At 53.6% G+C, this 15,116-nt stretch carries 16 protein-coding genes; all 16 read left to right on the top strand.

Annotated elements, in window-relative coordinates:
• The first annotated feature begins 24 nt into the window (after positions 1 to 24).
• The 16 genes from nadB to lysS all read left to right on the top strand — a co-directional run bounded on the left by nadB (position 25) and on the right by lysS (position 14,936).
• A complete protein-coding gene (gene nadB / locus ABH899_RS27135) occupies positions 25 to 1,656 on the top strand; it encodes an L-aspartate oxidase (protein ID WP_370001933.1) in 1,632 nt (543 codons plus the stop codon).
• Positions 1,637 to 2,506, top strand: a complete 870-nt coding sequence (nadC, locus tag ABH899_RS27130) for a carboxylating nicotinate-nucleotide diphosphorylase (RefSeq protein ID WP_370001931.1) — start codon at positions 1,637 to 1,639, stop codon at positions 2,504 to 2,506. Before nadB ends, nadC begins: the two co-directional genes overlap by 20 nt.
• On the top strand, positions 2,503 to 3,276 hold the full coding sequence (locus tag ABH899_RS27125; protein WP_370001929.1) for a type III pantothenate kinase: 774 nt from the start codon (positions 2,503 to 2,505) through the stop codon (positions 3,274 to 3,276). The genes nadC and ABH899_RS27125 overlap by 4 nt, the downstream gene beginning before the upstream one ends.
• Before the next feature lie 23 nt (positions 3,277 to 3,299).
• Positions 3,300 to 4,175 carry an Hsp33 family molecular chaperone HslO gene (hslO, locus tag ABH899_RS27120; RefSeq protein ID WP_009671895.1) on the top strand — a complete coding sequence of 292 codons (876 nt, stop codon included), beginning with the start codon at positions 3,300 to 3,302 and terminating at the stop codon, positions 4,173 to 4,175.
• Positions 4,176 to 4,193: 18 nt separating this feature from the next.
• A complete protein-coding gene (locus ABH899_RS27115; protein ID WP_370001927.1) occupies positions 4,194 to 5,144 on the top strand; it encodes a peptidylprolyl isomerase in 951 nt (316 codons plus the stop codon).
• Between the two features lie 112 nt (positions 5,145 to 5,256).
• Positions 5,257 to 6,195: a cysteine synthase A gene (cysK, locus tag ABH899_RS27110; protein WP_370001926.1), complete on the top strand. Its 939-nt coding sequence runs from the start codon at positions 5,257 to 5,259 to the stop codon at positions 6,193 to 6,195.
• Positions 6,196 to 6,490: 295 nt separating this feature from the next.
• Positions 6,491 to 8,089, top strand: coding sequence for an anthranilate synthase component I family protein (locus ABH899_RS27105; RefSeq protein WP_370001925.1), 1,599 nt, complete (start codon positions 6,491 to 6,493; stop codon positions 8,087 to 8,089).
• A gap of 23 nt (positions 8,090 to 8,112) precedes the next feature.
• Positions 8,113 to 8,700, top strand: a complete 588-nt coding sequence (gene pabA / locus ABH899_RS27100) for an aminodeoxychorismate/anthranilate synthase component II (protein ID WP_218231767.1) — start codon at positions 8,113 to 8,115, stop codon at positions 8,698 to 8,700.
• Positions 8,701 to 9,579: an aminodeoxychorismate lyase gene (gene pabC, locus ABH899_RS27095; RefSeq protein WP_370001922.1), complete on the top strand. Its 879-nt coding sequence runs from the start codon at positions 8,701 to 8,703 to the stop codon at positions 9,577 to 9,579.
• A gap of 21 nt (positions 9,580 to 9,600) precedes the next feature.
• Positions 9,601 to 10,431, top strand: coding sequence for a dihydropteroate synthase (gene folP, locus ABH899_RS27090; protein ID WP_370001920.1), 831 nt, complete (start codon positions 9,601 to 9,603; stop codon positions 10,429 to 10,431).
• Between the two features lie 89 nt (positions 10,432 to 10,520).
• Positions 10,521 to 10,889 (top strand): dihydroneopterin aldolase, encoded by a 369-nt coding sequence (gene folB, locus ABH899_RS27085; RefSeq protein ID WP_009671857.1) that lies wholly within the window; start codon positions 10,521 to 10,523, stop codon positions 10,887 to 10,889.
• Positions 10,886 to 11,422 carry a 2-amino-4-hydroxy-6-hydroxymethyldihydropteridine diphosphokinase gene (gene folK / locus ABH899_RS27080; RefSeq protein WP_218231764.1) on the top strand — a complete coding sequence of 179 codons (537 nt, stop codon included), beginning with the start codon at positions 10,886 to 10,888 and terminating at the stop codon, positions 11,420 to 11,422. Before folB ends, folK begins: the two co-directional genes overlap by 4 nt.
• Complete coding sequence (locus ABH899_RS27075; RefSeq protein WP_009671865.1) at positions 11,374 to 11,586, top strand: helix-turn-helix domain-containing protein; 213 nt, start codon at positions 11,374 to 11,376, stop codon at positions 11,584 to 11,586. The genes folK and ABH899_RS27075 overlap by 49 nt, the downstream gene beginning before the upstream one ends.
• Positions 11,587 to 11,597: 11 nt before the next feature.
• On the top strand, positions 11,598 to 12,608 hold the full coding sequence (dusB, locus tag ABH899_RS27070) for a tRNA dihydrouridine synthase DusB (RefSeq protein ID WP_009671892.1): 1,011 nt from the start codon (positions 11,598 to 11,600) through the stop codon (positions 12,606 to 12,608).
• A gap of 147 nt (positions 12,609 to 12,755) precedes the next feature.
• A complete protein-coding gene (greA, locus tag ABH899_RS27065; protein WP_009671888.1) occupies positions 12,756 to 13,232 on the top strand; it encodes a transcription elongation factor GreA in 477 nt (158 codons plus the stop codon).
• 204 nt (positions 13,233 to 13,436) lie between these two features.
• The gene (gene lysS, locus ABH899_RS27060) at positions 13,437 to 14,936 is read left to right on the top strand and encodes a lysine--tRNA ligase (protein WP_218231763.1); all 1,500 of its coding nucleotides are present in this window, start codon (positions 13,437 to 13,439) and stop codon (positions 14,934 to 14,936) included.
• Positions 14,937 to 15,116: the final 180 nt, after the last annotated feature.

Raw genomic sequence — 15,116 nt, 5'->3', positions numbered from 1 at the left:
TGTTGAAGGCACGGGTGAACCGCCATGATACCTAGATACTTAACGGATACGGATTTGACCGCCATTCCGCACTATAAAACCGACGTAATCATTATCGGCGCAGGCATTGCCGGTTTATTCACGGCCCTGCAGGCCAGCGCTTCTCAACGCGTGCTTTTGATTACGAAGAAATCGCTTCTGGACAGCAACACCCGGTATGCCCAAGGTGGAATTGCCGCTGTAATTTCCGATGAAGATTCGCCTGAGTATCATCTGCAGGACACGCTTGTCGCTGGCGCGGGCTTGTGTTCGAGAGATGCTGTGGACGTACTGGTTCATGAAGGACCGCAGGGCGTACAGGACCTGATCCGGATGGGGACGCAGTTTGATTTGGAAGACGGGGAAATCGCCTTGACCAAAGAAGGCGCTCACAGCCAGCGGAGGATTCTCCATGCGAATGGGGATGCGACCGGCGCTGAGATTGTGAGGGCGCTTTCCGAAAATACCAAGAATAACCCGTCCATTGAAATTTGGGATGATCATATTGTGATTGATCTGATTACGGTTGATGGGGAATGCTGCGGTGCCCTGGTTCAAAAGCCCGATGGACAGCGTGTATATGTCCAGGGCAACGCGACCGTGCTATGTACAGGCGGTGCGGGTCAGTTGTTCCGGTACACGACTAATCCGGACGTTGCGACCGGAGACGGGGTGGCGATCGCTTACCGCGCCGGAGCTGACATACGTGATATGGAGTTTATCCAGTTTCATCCGACCGTGCTTGTTTACCCGGGAGCGCCGCGTTTTCTAATTTCGGAGGCGGTCCGCGGTGAGGGCGCTTATTTGCGCAACATCAAAGGGGAGCGGTTTATGGAGAAATACCATCCCCAGCTTGAGCTTGCCCCCCGAGATGTAGTAGCCCGCGCGATCGTCAGCGAAATCGAGGAGACGGGTTCCAGTTTCATCTACCTGGATATAACCCATGAGCCGGAACAGATGATCCGGCACCGGTTCCCTACCATCTATGAAACTTGTCTGTCATTCGGTCTGGACTTGACAAGCGACTGGATTCCCGTCGCCCCTGCCGCTCATTATATGATGGGAGGGGTAAAGACCGATCTGCATGGGGAAACCAACATAAAGAGGTTATTCGCCTGCGGGGAAGTATCCTCTACGGGTGTACACGGAGCCAACCGGCTGGCGAGCAATTCGTTATCCGAAGCGATTGTTTTCGGACGCCGGATTATAGATCGTATCCGGTCACTTGCTCCGCTTCTGAACCAGGTGCCCCAGACTGGTGAAGAAACCGCTGCCCGTACGGAGCTGCCGAAACAGGCAATGGTAGAGAAAAAATTGAAGCTGCAGAAGGTCATGGTTCGTTATGCGGGAGTCCGCCGAGATGCGGCTGGGCTTCAGCGGGCACTCGACGAACTTAAACGGCATCTGCCGTCCTTCGACTCATGCCTTACCCGCAGGGAAGATTACGAATTCGCTAATTTGCTGACCTGCGCACTGCTGACAGCCGAAGCCGCGCTGCACCGTGAAGAAAGTCGCGGCGGGCATTACAGGGAAGATTTTCCGCAGCGCAGAGACGAGCAGTGGCTTAAACATACCGTATTAAACCGTGAATGTGGTCTGACGGAGGAGTGGATACTTAATGATGGAATTAAACTTTAAACAAGTACGGCAGAACATCAAATTGTGGCTCGACGAAGATATCGGAACCGGTGATGTGACCACGATGTACACCATCCCCGCGGACCAGCAGAGCAAAGGGATCATTCATCTGAAAGAATCCGGAATTGTGGCGGGCCTGCGGGTAGCGCAGGAAGTATTCGCGGAAGTGGATGAGAACCTGGTGTTTTCACCGCAGGTAAAGGAAGGGGAGTTTGTTTCCAAGGGGACGGTAATAGCCATCGTGACGGGAAACACTCGGAGTATCCTGAAGGGAGAACGGCTTGCTCTCAATCTTCTTCAACGGATGTCCGGTATCGCCACGCGTACGCGTCAATATGTGAACGCGCTGGAGGGCCTTCCTACCCGGCTCGTCGATACACGGAAAACGACGCCGGGGCACCGGATGCTTGAGAAATACGCCGTGCGAGTCGGCGGCGGGTTCAATCACCGCTATGGCCTGTACGATGCCGTTATGATCAAAGATAATCACATCAAGGGCGCAGGCAGCATTACGGCGGCCGTCCGTGCGGCTCGTTCGAGAATCCCTCATACGATGAAAATTGAAGTAGAGGTGGAGAACTTCGAGCAGTTGGACGAAGCCATTGCGGTTGGCGCGGATATTATTATGCTGGACAATATGAAAGCGGCCGACATGGCCAAAGCCGTTTCCATCGTAAAAAGCCAGGCTCCGCATGTATTGGTGGAGGGCTCCGGTTCCGTTACGCTGGAAACGATCAAATCGCTGGCGGAAACAGGGGTACATGTGATTTCCGTCGGAAGGCTGACCTACTCCGTGTCTGCGCTTGATATCAGTCTGGATCTTAACGAGCAGAAAGGAGTTTCGTTGTGATTTTAGTCGTAGACGTTGGCAACACCAATATAGTCCTGGGCATTTATCAGGGCACCGAATTGCTTCATCACTGGCGGCTCGGCACGAATCGCTCTGCGACCGTGGACGAGTACGGGATGATGTTTCATAACCTCTTTCAATATGCCGGCATTGATATCCAGCAGATCGAAGGGGTCATTATTTCATCCGTTGTACCGCCTCTGATGTTTGCGCTGGAACACCTTTGTTTAAAATATGTGAAGAGAACGCCGCTTATCGTCGGGCCCGGCATCAAGACGGGGCTCAACATCCGGGTCGATAATCCGAAGGAAGTGGGGGCGGACCGGATCGTTAATGCCGTGGCTGCGCTCGAGCTGTATGGCTCTCCTTGCATCATTGTTGATTTCGGTACGGCGACCACGTACGATTATATAGACAATGCCGGGCAGCTTATCGGCTGTGCGATTGCGCCCGGCATTGGAATTTCAACAGAGGCTCTGTATCAGCGGGCGGCTAAACTGCCGCGTATCGAACTGATCAAGCCCAAGAGCGTTATCGGACGCAACACGATATCGTCCATGCAGGCGGGAATCATTTTCGGCTATGTCGGCCAGGTAGACGGAATCGTGGACCGGGTCAAACAGGAATTCGGCATTGCTCCTAAGGTTATCGCGACCGGAGGACATGCCGAACTGATCGCAAGCGAATCCCGTACGATCGATGTCGTCGATCCGATGCTGACGCTGGAGGGCCTGCGCTTCATTTATACCAAAAATGCGAAGCAGGAATAGCTTACAAGAAACGGGGTAACGTGATGAGTGATTATTTGATCCGCGGAACTGCGCTGGAAGGAAGAGTCCGGGCGTTTGCCGTCCTGACGACCTCCATTACGGAAGAACTCCGCCAACGGCACCATACAACGCCGACAGCCACGGCCGCCTTGGGAAGAACGGCCGCAGCCGGTCTTATGATGGGCGCTATGCTGAAGGGCGAAGAAAAGCTGACCCTGCAGGTTAAGGGCGGCGGACCTATCGGTTCTATCGTCGTTGACGCCAATTCCAAGGGCGAGGTGCGCGGATATGTAGACGATCCGAATGTGGATCTGCCATTGAACGCCAAGGGGAAACTGGATGTGGCGGGCGCGGTCGGAACGGACGGATTTTTATATGTAACGAAAGATCTCGGGCTTAAAGAAAATTACCGCGGCAGCATTCCGATCGTCTCCGGTGAACTGGCCGAAGATTTTACCTACTATTTCGCCAAGTCCGAACAGACGCCTTCGGCTGTTGCCCTTGGTGTACTTGTGGACGTCGACCGGACGGTCAAAGTTTCCGGAGGGTTCATTATTCAGCTTCTGCCGGGGCTGACGGACGATGAAATCACTGAAATCGAAAAGACGCTGGCACAGATCCCGCCGATCACTACCCTGCTGGATCGCGGCGCATCGCTTGAAGAAGTGCTGAAAGAAGTCCTGCCGTCCGTAGAAATTATGGAACGGTCTGCCGTATCTTTTCAATGCAAATGTTCCCGGGAAAGAGTGGAGCAAACCATCATCAGCTTGGGCCGTGATGAGCTTCAATCTTTAATCGATGAAGACGGACGGGCGGAAGTCGTCTGCCATTTCTGCAATGAAGCCTACCAATTTGAACGCGAAGAGCTGCAAACTATGTTGGATTCCATCAACAAGTAACAAATCGAGGGAGAGAGCATGCACAATGTAAAAGTGTTGTGGGGAGCTATCCTCGCTTTGTCGATAGGAGTCATTGTCCTCTTGTCGCTACAATTGTCGGAAACGGGACTAGGGAAGAAGTCGGCGGCAGGCGGACGTTCCGGGGATATTCCTGCCGACGGTCACATTGTGGCCCGGATCACGGGCCGTGAATTTACACAAGGCGAATTGACGGAGAAGTTGACCAAACACTACGGTGCCGAAATGCTCAATCAAATGCTGGACCGCGAGACCCTCCGGCTGGAAGCCCAGGAGCAGGGAGTGGACATCAACGAAGCGGAAATCAGCCGTGAGCTGAAGCGGATGCAGCAGGGCTACGAAAACGAACAAAACTTTTACGACTCGATGAAAGAACAGCTCGGAATGAGCAAAGAGGACGTCAGAGAAGACGTGCTCTATAAACTTTTGCTCGAAAAGCTTGCGACGCATGACGTCGAGATAGCAGACGACCGGATTACCAAGTACATACAGGGGCATCCTGAAGAATTCAAGCAGACCGCTCAAATTCACCTTCACAAAATGGTCGTGTCCGCTCTGGATCAAGCTAAGAAGGCGACGGCCGCCTACCAGGGCGGGGAGAGTTTCGCGACTTTGGCGAGGGACCGTTCTTTGGACGATTCCGGGAGCCAGGGAGGAGATCTGGGTTGGATGGAGGAGGACGATCCGTTCCAGCCGGCGGAGATCATGAAGGCGGCCCGTAAATTAGGGGTCGGCCAATTGAGCGCGCCAATCAAGACCGCGGGAGGATATGCCCTTATTTTAATCACGGAGAAAAAAATGAATACCGGTCCCGACGAAGCGGCTATCCGGGAGAGTGTGCGGAAACAGCTCGCCCTGCAGGAAGCGCCTCCTCTTAACGAGTATTTGCTGTCCCTCCGCCAAAAGTGGAAAGCGACCATTGCCGACCCGGGATTAAACCCGAATTCTTAGAGAATTGTAAGGTGTTGACAAGGGTCTTAGGCACTGATAATATAGGATTATAATACCAACCTAATAACTCGGATATAAATCCTTTTTTTTCAAACCTGGGAGGGTGACACGAATGGCTAAATTGGTGGAAAGCATTACACAGTTAATCGGGAATACTCCGCTTGTAAAATTAAATCGGGTCGTTCCGGAAGATAGCGCGGAAATTTACGTAAAGCTTGAGTTCCAGAACCCGGGAGCAAGTGTAAAAGACCGGATTGCCATCAGCATGATCGAAACCGCTGAACAGGAAGGCAAGCTGAAGCCGGGCGACACGATCGTAGAACCGACGAGCGGCAACACGGGAATCGGTCTGGCCATGGTAGCGGCAGCGAAAGGATACCGTGCCATTCTGGTTATGCCGGAAACGATGAGCATGGAGCGCCGCAATCTGCTCCGCGCTTACGGTGCCGAGCTTGTTCTGACACCGGGAGCCGAAGGCATGAAGGGCGCTATCCGCAAAGCGGAAGAGCTTCAAGCGGAGAACCCTGGCTATTTTATTCCTCAGCAGTTTAAAAACCAGGCTAACGTCAAAATCCACCGTGAAACGACAGGTCCGGAAATTGTCGAAGCCATCAAAGGCTATGACGGCAAGCTGGATGCTTTTATTGCCGGAATCGGAACAGGCGGAACGATCACCGGTACGGGCGAAGTGCTTCGCGAGAACTTCCCTGGCATCAAGATCGTAGCGGTAGAGCCAAGCGCTTCGCCGGTTCTGTCGGGAGGCAAGCCGGGCCCGCATAAGATCCAGGGGATCGGCGCCGGCTTTGTACCGGACATTTTGAACACGGAAATCTACGATCAGATCATTCCGGTCGACAACGAGGACGCTTTCGAAACTTCGCGCCGCGTTGCCCGTCAAGAAGGGATTCTGGGCGGTATTTCTTCCGGTGCGGCGATCTTCGCTGCCCTTAAAGTCGCCAAAGAACTCGGACCCGGCAAACGTGTCATTGCCGTCATTCCAAGCAACGGCGAGCGTTACTTGAGCACTCCGCTTTACCAATTCGACGAATAGAACCGGATAATATCGGATACGTTCCAAAAGTCTTCAGCAGATCTTGCTGGAGGCTTTTTATTTTGGGCCAATTCAAGTATACTAAGGGACAAATCCGGCGCGAACCGAACCGTCGGGTCCGTTTTTAAACGATGCTTTAAACCTGTAAGTGAAATGTTTTCGGTCTTCGAACAGGCAGATCGTGGCGTGTAGCATACGGAATTTGCCGAAAAAACGCAATCTGTATCGTTTCGATTAAACGCTAACCTAACTTACCTTACCGCATGAGTATAGAGCAGAATGAGGAGCTGGCTGCATGTCTGCGACAACAATAACGTTAACCACCTTGGCTGACTGGACGGAATGGGCGCAAGCAGGCGCTTACACCTCCGTTCCTTATATAACAAGCATCCCGTGGACGGAAGAAATCAGTACCTGGGAGCATGCATGGAGAACGGCGGGCACACACGCATTCGTACTGGAGAGCGGCAGAGGAGGCCGGTATACCTTCCTCGGGCTGCACCCGGTTGCGGCCATATGCGGCAGTGCGGCATCGGCTGAAGCCGCGGAACGGGACGGAGCCGTCCCGAACGGCTGGCGCTCCGCTCCTATGCAAGGCGCCCCGCTGGATACCGTCAAGCGGTGGATGGCTCCCTGGCGCTCCCCGGATGTAGCGGGGGCCCCAAAATTCACAGGCGGCTGCGTAGGATTCTGGAGCTACGATGTTGTGCGGAGCATGGAGAAACTTCCGGAGCTGGCGGAAGACGACCTTCCGCTGCCGGAATACAGCTTCGCCCGCTACGACGAGGTTTGGGTCTTCGACCGCGAGGAAGGCCGGCTTTACGCGGCCGTGCATACCCCGCTGCCGGCGGACCCCTCCGCCTCCGACCTCTCCCGGCTCTACCAGGCCGCCGTTCGGCGTTCGGAGAGCATGCTCCGGCTCTGGCGCGGGCTGGCCGGGGACGCCGAGGCTGGCGCAAAGCGGCTCCAGCGTGAAGCGGAGTGGCAGGCGCTTGTGAGCGCCGGCGAAGACACCACGCTGGAGGCGGAAGCGGCGGAAGGCGCCAGCCGGGCCTTTCCGCGGGAATCTTTCATCCGCGCCGTCGAGCGGATTCAGGCTTACATCGGGCAGGGGGATGTTTTCCAGGTGAATTTGTCGGTCCGCCAAAGCAGACCGCTCCAAACATCGCCCGAGCAGATCTACGAAGCGCTGCGCATTGTGAACCCGTCGCCCTATATGGGGCTGATGAGGTTCCCCGGCTTCGCGCTTGTGTCGGGTTCGCCCGAGCTGCTGGTTCAGCTCGAGGGCAGGCACCTGCGCACCCGGCCCATCGCGGGCACGCGCCCCAGAGGCCGCACGCCGGAAGAGGACGCCCGGCTTGCGGACGAGCTTCTCTCCAACGAGAAGGAACGTGCGGAGCACGTGATGCTCGTGGATCTGGAGCGCAACGACCTTGGACGGATCGCCCGGTACGGCTCCGTCAAGGTCGATGAGTTTTTCGTGATCGAGCGGTACTCTCACGTGATGCACCTCGTCTCGGAGGTAACCGGCGAGCTGCGGGAAGGCCTGGACGCGTTCGATGTCATCGCGGCCGCATTCCCGGGAGGCACGATAACCGGGGCGCCGAAAATCCGGACGATGGAGATCATTGAAGAATTGGAGCCGGTCCGGCGCGGCCCGTATACAGGATCGATGGGATGGATTGACTACAACGGCAATATGGAATTTAATATACTTATACGAACGCTCGTAGCGGCCGAAGGCAGCGGTTATATTCAGGCGGGTGCGGGAATTGTGATCGATTCCGTGCCGGACCGTGAGTACGAAGAGGCCCTGAACAAAGCGAGAGCGTTATGGAAAGCGATCCAGTTTAGCGAGCACAGCATGAGCCGAGCAGGGACAGAAGTCCTGTAGAAGAGTAGAGGAGGAAGACAAGCATGATTCTTGTCATTGATAATTACGATTCGTTTACGTACAATCTGGTTCAATATCTGGGCGAATTAGGGCAGGAGATCGTCGTGAAACGCAACGATGCCATAGATCTGTCCGGCATTGAGGAGCTATCGCCGGATCACATTCTAATTTCGCCGGGACCCTGTACCCCGAACGAAGCGGGCATCAGCCTTGGCGTGATTCGCCATTTCAAAGGCCGCATCCCGATTCTGGGTGTTTGCCTCGGCCATCAGGCTATCGGTCAGGCTTTCGGCGGTGACGTGGTCCGGGCCGGCAAACTGATGCACGGTAAAACATCTCCGATTCACCATGACGGCAAAACGATTTTCGAAGGCATTCCTTCTCCCTACACGGCAACGCGCTATCATTCCCTGATCGTCCGCAAAGAAACGCTGCCGGATTGTCTGGAAATTAGCGCTACCTCGGACGAAGGAGAGATTATGGGACTCCGTCATAAAGAGTACCCGATCGAGGGCGTGCAATTTCATCCGGAGTCCATCATTACGGACCACGGCCTGACTTTGCTCCGCAATTTCCTGGGGAGTACCGTACCGGCGGGAACCGGAGCTTAAATGAAGATTTGGATGAACGGAAATCTTGTAGAAGAAAAAGAAGCGGTCGTTTCCGTTTACGACCACGGATTTTTATATGGCATGGGGCTGTTCGAGACGTTTCGCACGTACAACGGACACCCTTTTTTACTTCGGGAGCATATGGAGCGAATCCGCGAGGGCTGTGCGGAACTGGGCATTCCGTTTCAAACGGACGAGACAGGGTTGAGGGCCAGAGTGGAGGAGCTTCTTCAGGCTAACGGACTGGAGGACGCCTACTTCCGGTATGCCGTTTCGGCCGGAGTGGACATGCTCGGTTTGCCGGGCGGCGCTTTTTATGAGAATCCCAGCGAGATTATTTACGTCAAAAGCCTTCCGCAGCGGAAGGCGGATCAGCCTGCCTCACGTCCCCTTCAACTGCTGAATCTGCGGAGAAATACGCCGGAAAGCGGACGCAGGCACAAGTCATTCCATTACATGAACAATATCCTTGCCAAAAGAGAAATGATGAACTATCCGTGGGCGCATGGGGCGGAAGGACTTTTTCTTACGGATAACGGCGGATATGTAGCGGAAGGCATCGTCAGCAATATTTTCTGGATCAAAGGAGCCGTGTGTTTCACTCCTTCTTTGACAACGGGCATTCTTCCCGGCATTACGCGCGCTTTTGTCCTTAAGCTTGCAGAAGAGGAGGGCTTGGAAATAAGCGAGGGTTTATTTCCCTGGAGCGAGCTGTGTGAGGCGGACGAGATTTTTGTGACGAATTCCGTTCAGGAAATTGTCTCTATAAATGAACTGTTTGATGAACGAGGCGGCTCGATAACCGTCTCACGGGGAACGGCCGGACCTTTTACGAGCCGCCTGGCTCAGTTGTATCGGGAATGCACGAGATTACTCTAGCCTTAGGAAGTGACTTTTGGAATGATTCGAACGTTGGCAGCAGGAGAGACAAGCTTTGAACTCGGACGCCGGACTCTCATTATGGGAATTCTGAACGTCACGCCGGATTCTTTCTCCGACGGAGGCTCTTACACTACTGTGGAGCATGCGGTACAACACGCGCTGAGCATGGTGGAAGAAGGCGCCGATATGATCGACATCGGCGGAGAGTCGACCCGCCCGGGACACGCGCCTGTTTCGCTCCGGGAGGAGTTGGAACGAGTCGTACCTGTTATCCGGGAACTGGTCCGGCACGTTCAGGTTCCGATTTCGGTGGATACTTACAAAGCGGAGGTTGCGAGGCAGGCGATCGAAGCGGGCGCCCATATCATCAACGATGTATGGGGATTCAAAGCGGACCCGGACATGGCTGGCGTGGCGGCTCAAGCCGGCTGTCCGGTTATTCTTATGCATAACCGCCCGGAGGCCGTGTATACGGATTTTCTTCCGGAAGTTCTGGAGGATCTCCAGGAAAGCATTGATCTCGCTTTGGGCGGGGGAGTGAAGAAGACGAATATCATCCTCGACCCCGGTATCGGATTCGCCAAAAGCTACGAGCAGAATTTATGGCTGATGAACCGGCTGGAGGCTATTGTGGAACTGGGGTATCCCGTCCTGCTTGGCACTTCCCGCAAAAGCATGATCCGCACGACGCTCGGGCTGCCGCCCGATGACGTCATTGAAGGAACGGCGGCAACAACGGCGCTCGGAATTGCGCAGGGCTGCGATATCATCCGTGTACACGATGTGCAGGCAATGAAGCGGGTAGCCGTCATGACGGACGCGATCGTTCGCGGACCCGGGAGTATGTAGAGCCTGAATCTGACCGGTTAGTCTACTGGATTACGGACCGGCAGTTTTGCGCCTATTCTGATTTTGAGGCTTGAGGAGGAAGACATGTAATGGACAAACTTATACTGACACGTATGGAGTTTTACGGGTATCACGGCGTTTTTGCCGAAGAGAATAAATTGGGACAGCGTTTTTATGTGGATGTTGAGCTGCACATGCCGCTGGACAAACCCGGCCGTACCGATAACATAGAAGATTCCATCAACTATGCGGAGGCTTATGCCGTTATTAAAGAGGTCGTAGAGAAAAGAACCTTTAAATTGATCGAGGCTCTGGCGGAGCAGGTTGCATCCTCCCTTCTTGAAACTTATACTAGTATCGAAGAAGTGACGGTGCGGGTAATCAAACCACATCCGCCTTTCGATATTCATTTTGCAGGCGTGACCGTTGAGATAAGCCGGAAGCGGGCGCAATCATGAGCCCTGCCGACATCACGACCGCGTATATCGCGCTTGGTTCCAACATCGGAGACCGGGAGCGGTATCTAGCCGAAGCGCTTAAGAAGCTGGACGAACATCCGCACGTTCAAGTGCTGGCCTGTTCGGCCATTTATGAGACGGATCCGGTCGGGTATGTGGACCAGGATGCCTTTTTAAACATGGCCGCAGCCGTTTATACGAGCCTTTCTCCGGAAGAGCTGCTTGCAGTCATGCAGAACATCGAGCAAGTGCTGGGCAGAGTCCGAGACATTCGCTTCGGTCCCCGAACGATTGACTTGGATTTGCTGCTTTACGGGGAGCGGGAGATCCGCACGCCGGATTTGATTGTCCCGCATCCCCGTATGCAGGAGCGAGCGTTTGTGTTAGTCCCCTTGGCAGATCTTTTTTCACATATACCGAACACATCGTTTGCATCCATAGAGAAACAGTTGGCTAAACTGGATGGAAAGGAAGGCGTTATGTTGTGGAAAAAAATGCAGTGGCCCAGCGAATTCGGGCATTCCGCAAGCTGAAAGGATACACCCAGAACCAACTCGCCGAACTGCTCGGCGTTTCAATAGCCGTTCTCGGTTCCATCGAACGGGGAACACGTAAACCGGACACCCGGATGATTCAGAAAATATCCAATGCCCTGGGCATTGAACCGGAGGAGCTTCTTCCGCCCTCCGGCAAATAGGAGGAGAACACATGTTAAAAATAGGCGACGTCGTCGCCCCGAATAACGTTGTACTGGCACCGATGGCCGGCGTATGCAACCCCGCTTTCCGTCTGATCGCCAGAGAATTCGGATGCGGCCTGGTCTGCGCTGAGATGGTCAGCGACAAAGCGATTGTGCACGGCAACTCCCGTACGATGGAGATGCTCTACGTGGACGAACGGGAGAAGCCCCTCAGCCTGCAAATTTTCGGCGGCGATACGGAAACGCTCGTGCAAGCCGCTAAATATGTCGACGCCAATACGAATGCCGATATTATCGATATCAACATGGGCTGCCCCGTACCCAAAATCACGAAATGCGATGCGGGGGCACGCTGGCTGCTCGACCCTTCGAGAATCGAAGAAATGGTTCGGACGGTAGTGGGCTCCGTGAACAAACCCGTTACGGTCAAAATGCGGATCGGCTGGGACTCCGAGCATATTTACGCGATCGAGAACGCCAAGGCGGTCGAGCGCGGCGGCGGTTCCGCCGTCAGTGTGCATGGCCGTACGCGTGAACAGCTCTATACCGGCAAAGCGGATTGGAACATCATCCGCGACGTCAAGCAGTCCGTCTCCATTCCGGTTATCGGGAACGGGGATGTCGTAACACCCGAAGATGCCAAGCGGATGATCGATGAAACCGGTGTAGACGGCGTCATGATCGGCCGCGGCGCGCTGGGCAACCCATGGATGCTGTATCGCACTGTACAGTATCTGACCAAAGGCGAGCTGCCTCCGGAGCCGGAAGCCGAAGAGAAAATGCGAATCGCGACCCTTCATATGGACCGTCTGATCAAGCTCAAAGGCGAAAACGTGGCCATCAAGGAAATGCGCAAGCATATGGCGTGGTATCTCAAAGGTATGAAAGGCGCCGCCCGTCTTAAGGACGCCATCATGGAACAGACGACCCGCGACGGCATGGTCCGCATCTTGGACGAATATGCGAGTTCTTTCGACAATATGTCCGATAATCAGGAAGAACAGCCTGCTTTGCACTAAGTAAAGGGGGCGCTGGGTTACATTGACAATTGCAATTGGTTGCCCTATAATCAGGCAATAAGTTGCATCTTTACGTTAAGTTTTTTGAATAAATGAGTGAATTCGTATAGCATTTCCTTGAATTTACACGACGGGAGATAGGTTTGTATGAGTGAAAAAGAAGTGCTCCTTACCCAGGAAGGCCTCAAGAAACTTGAGGAAGAACTCGAACATTTGAAATCGGTTAAACGCCGCGAGGTGGCCGAACGGATTAAAGTAGCCATCGGCTACGGGGATATCAGCGAGAACTCCGAGTACGAGGATGCGAAGAACGAGCAGGCTTTTATTGAAGGCCGCGTCATTACCTTGGAGAAAATGCTCCGCAACGCCCGTATCGTCAATCTGGACGAAGTTGACATCAATACAGTCAACGTGGGTTCTATCGTGACGCTCAAAGATCTCGAATTTGGTGATCTTGTCGAGTATACGATTGTCGGCACAGCCGAATCCGATCCTTTTCTGAATAAAATTTCCAATGAAAGTCCTGTCGGCAAAGCGATCCTTGGCAAGCAGAAGGGCGCTAAAGTCGATGTGACAGTTCCTGCCGGCGTTATCCAATACGAAATCATGGACATCAAAAAATAAAACCGCTATCTCGGATCACCATCCGAAGCGGCGATTGCAGGAAAAGCTTCCTTTGGAAGCTTTTTTCGCGTAAAATAGACCGTATAATTACGGGCAGCCCGCATAATAAGCGCTGCTTTTCTCCTCCTGGGAGCATCATCGGGAGCGGGAAGGGCATGCTAAAAGCTTCGCAATCCGGAGCTATAACATATAGGAGTTGAAAGCATGAGTCAGGAACTCGAGTTAAACGAATTGTTACAAATTCGCCGCGACAAACTGGACGAGCTGCGCGGTCTGGGCGTAGATCCGTTCGGCGACAAATATGTACGGACGCACACGGCCAAACAAATTTTGGATGCCTATGAAGAAACGCCTAAAGAAGAACTGGAGCAGCAGACCGTTGAAGTCAGCATTGCCGGACGTATCATGCAGAAGCGTGCTATGGGGAAAGCAAGCTTCGCCCATCTTCAGGACATCACGGGCAAAATTCAAATATACGTTCGTCAGGATGCGCTTGGCGACACGAAGTACAGCGCCTTTGATCTGCTGGATATCGGCGACATGGTGGGTGTGAAAGGTACCGTTTTCAAAACGAAGACCGGTGAAACCTCCATCAAGGTAAAAGAACTGGAAGTGCTGACTAAATCGCTGCTTCCTCTGCCCGAGAAATATCACGGCCTCAAGGATGTCGAAACCCGTTACCGCCAGCGCTACGTCGATCTGATCATGAACCAGGAAGTGAAGGAGACCTTTATTCTGCGTTCAAGAATCATTCAATCCATGCGCCGTTATCTGGATGGCCTCGGCTATCTGGAAGTGGAAACCCCGACTCTGCACGCTATTGCCGGAGGCGCGGCCGCACGTCCTTTTATAACGCATCACAATGCGCTTGATATGCAGCTTTACATGCGTATCGCTATTGAGCTGCACCTGAAACGCCTGATTGTAGGCGGCTTGGAGAAAGTGTACGAAATCGGGCGTGTTTACCGTAATGAAGGTATTTCCACCCGTCATAACCCCGAATTCACCATGATTGAGCTGTATGAGGCTTACGCGGACTACAAAGATATTATGGCGCTGACGGAGAATATGGTCGCCCATATCGCGCAGGAAGTATTGGGAACGACTACGGTTCAGTATCAAGGACATGAAGTAAACCTTGCGCCTTCTTGGAAACGGATCTCCATGGTAGATGCGATTAAAGAAGTGGTTGGCGTTGACTTCAGCGTACACATGAGCAATGAAGAAGCACAGCGTCTGGCAAAAGAACACAAGGTTCCGGTCGAGCCTCATATGACTTTCGGCCACATCGTGAACCAATTCTTCGAAACGTTTGTGGAAGAAACGCTTATTCAGCCCACGTTTATCTACGGGCATCCGCTTGAAATTTCGCCGCTTGCGAAGAAGAATCCGGAAGACCCGCGTTTCACGGACCGCTTCGAGCTCTTTATCGTAGCGCGTGAACACGCTAACGCCTTCACAGAGCTGAACGATCCGATCGACCAGCGTCAGCGTTTCGAAGCGCAACTGCTTGAGCGTGAACACGGCAACGACGAGGCCCATGAAATGGACGATGACTTCATTCGTGCGCTTGAATACGGCATGCCGCCGACAGGCGGACTTGGTATCGGGATTGACCGTCTGGTTATGCTGCTTACCAACGCTCCGTCTATCCGTGATGTGCTGTTGTTCCCTCATATGCGCGAGCAGCGTCAGGGAGAATAGATTTGTAGGTAAAAAGGCGCCGATGTGGCGCCTTTTTAATTTTTTTGGGCTTGTCCAAAATTTGGGCTTGCATTCTGGTTCTCAGCGTGGTATCTTATTTAAGTCGCCGCTGAAACACGGTGCCAACAACGAGGCTGACAAGCCGAGATTGTCCTTTGAAAACTGAACAACGAGTGATTG

This window comes from Paenibacillus sp. RC84, assembly GCF_041260495.1.
Classification (GTDB): domain Bacteria; phylum Bacillota; class Bacilli; order Paenibacillales; family NBRC-103111; genus Paenibacillus_F.
This window is presented reverse-complemented; position numbering and strand designations above follow the sequence as displayed.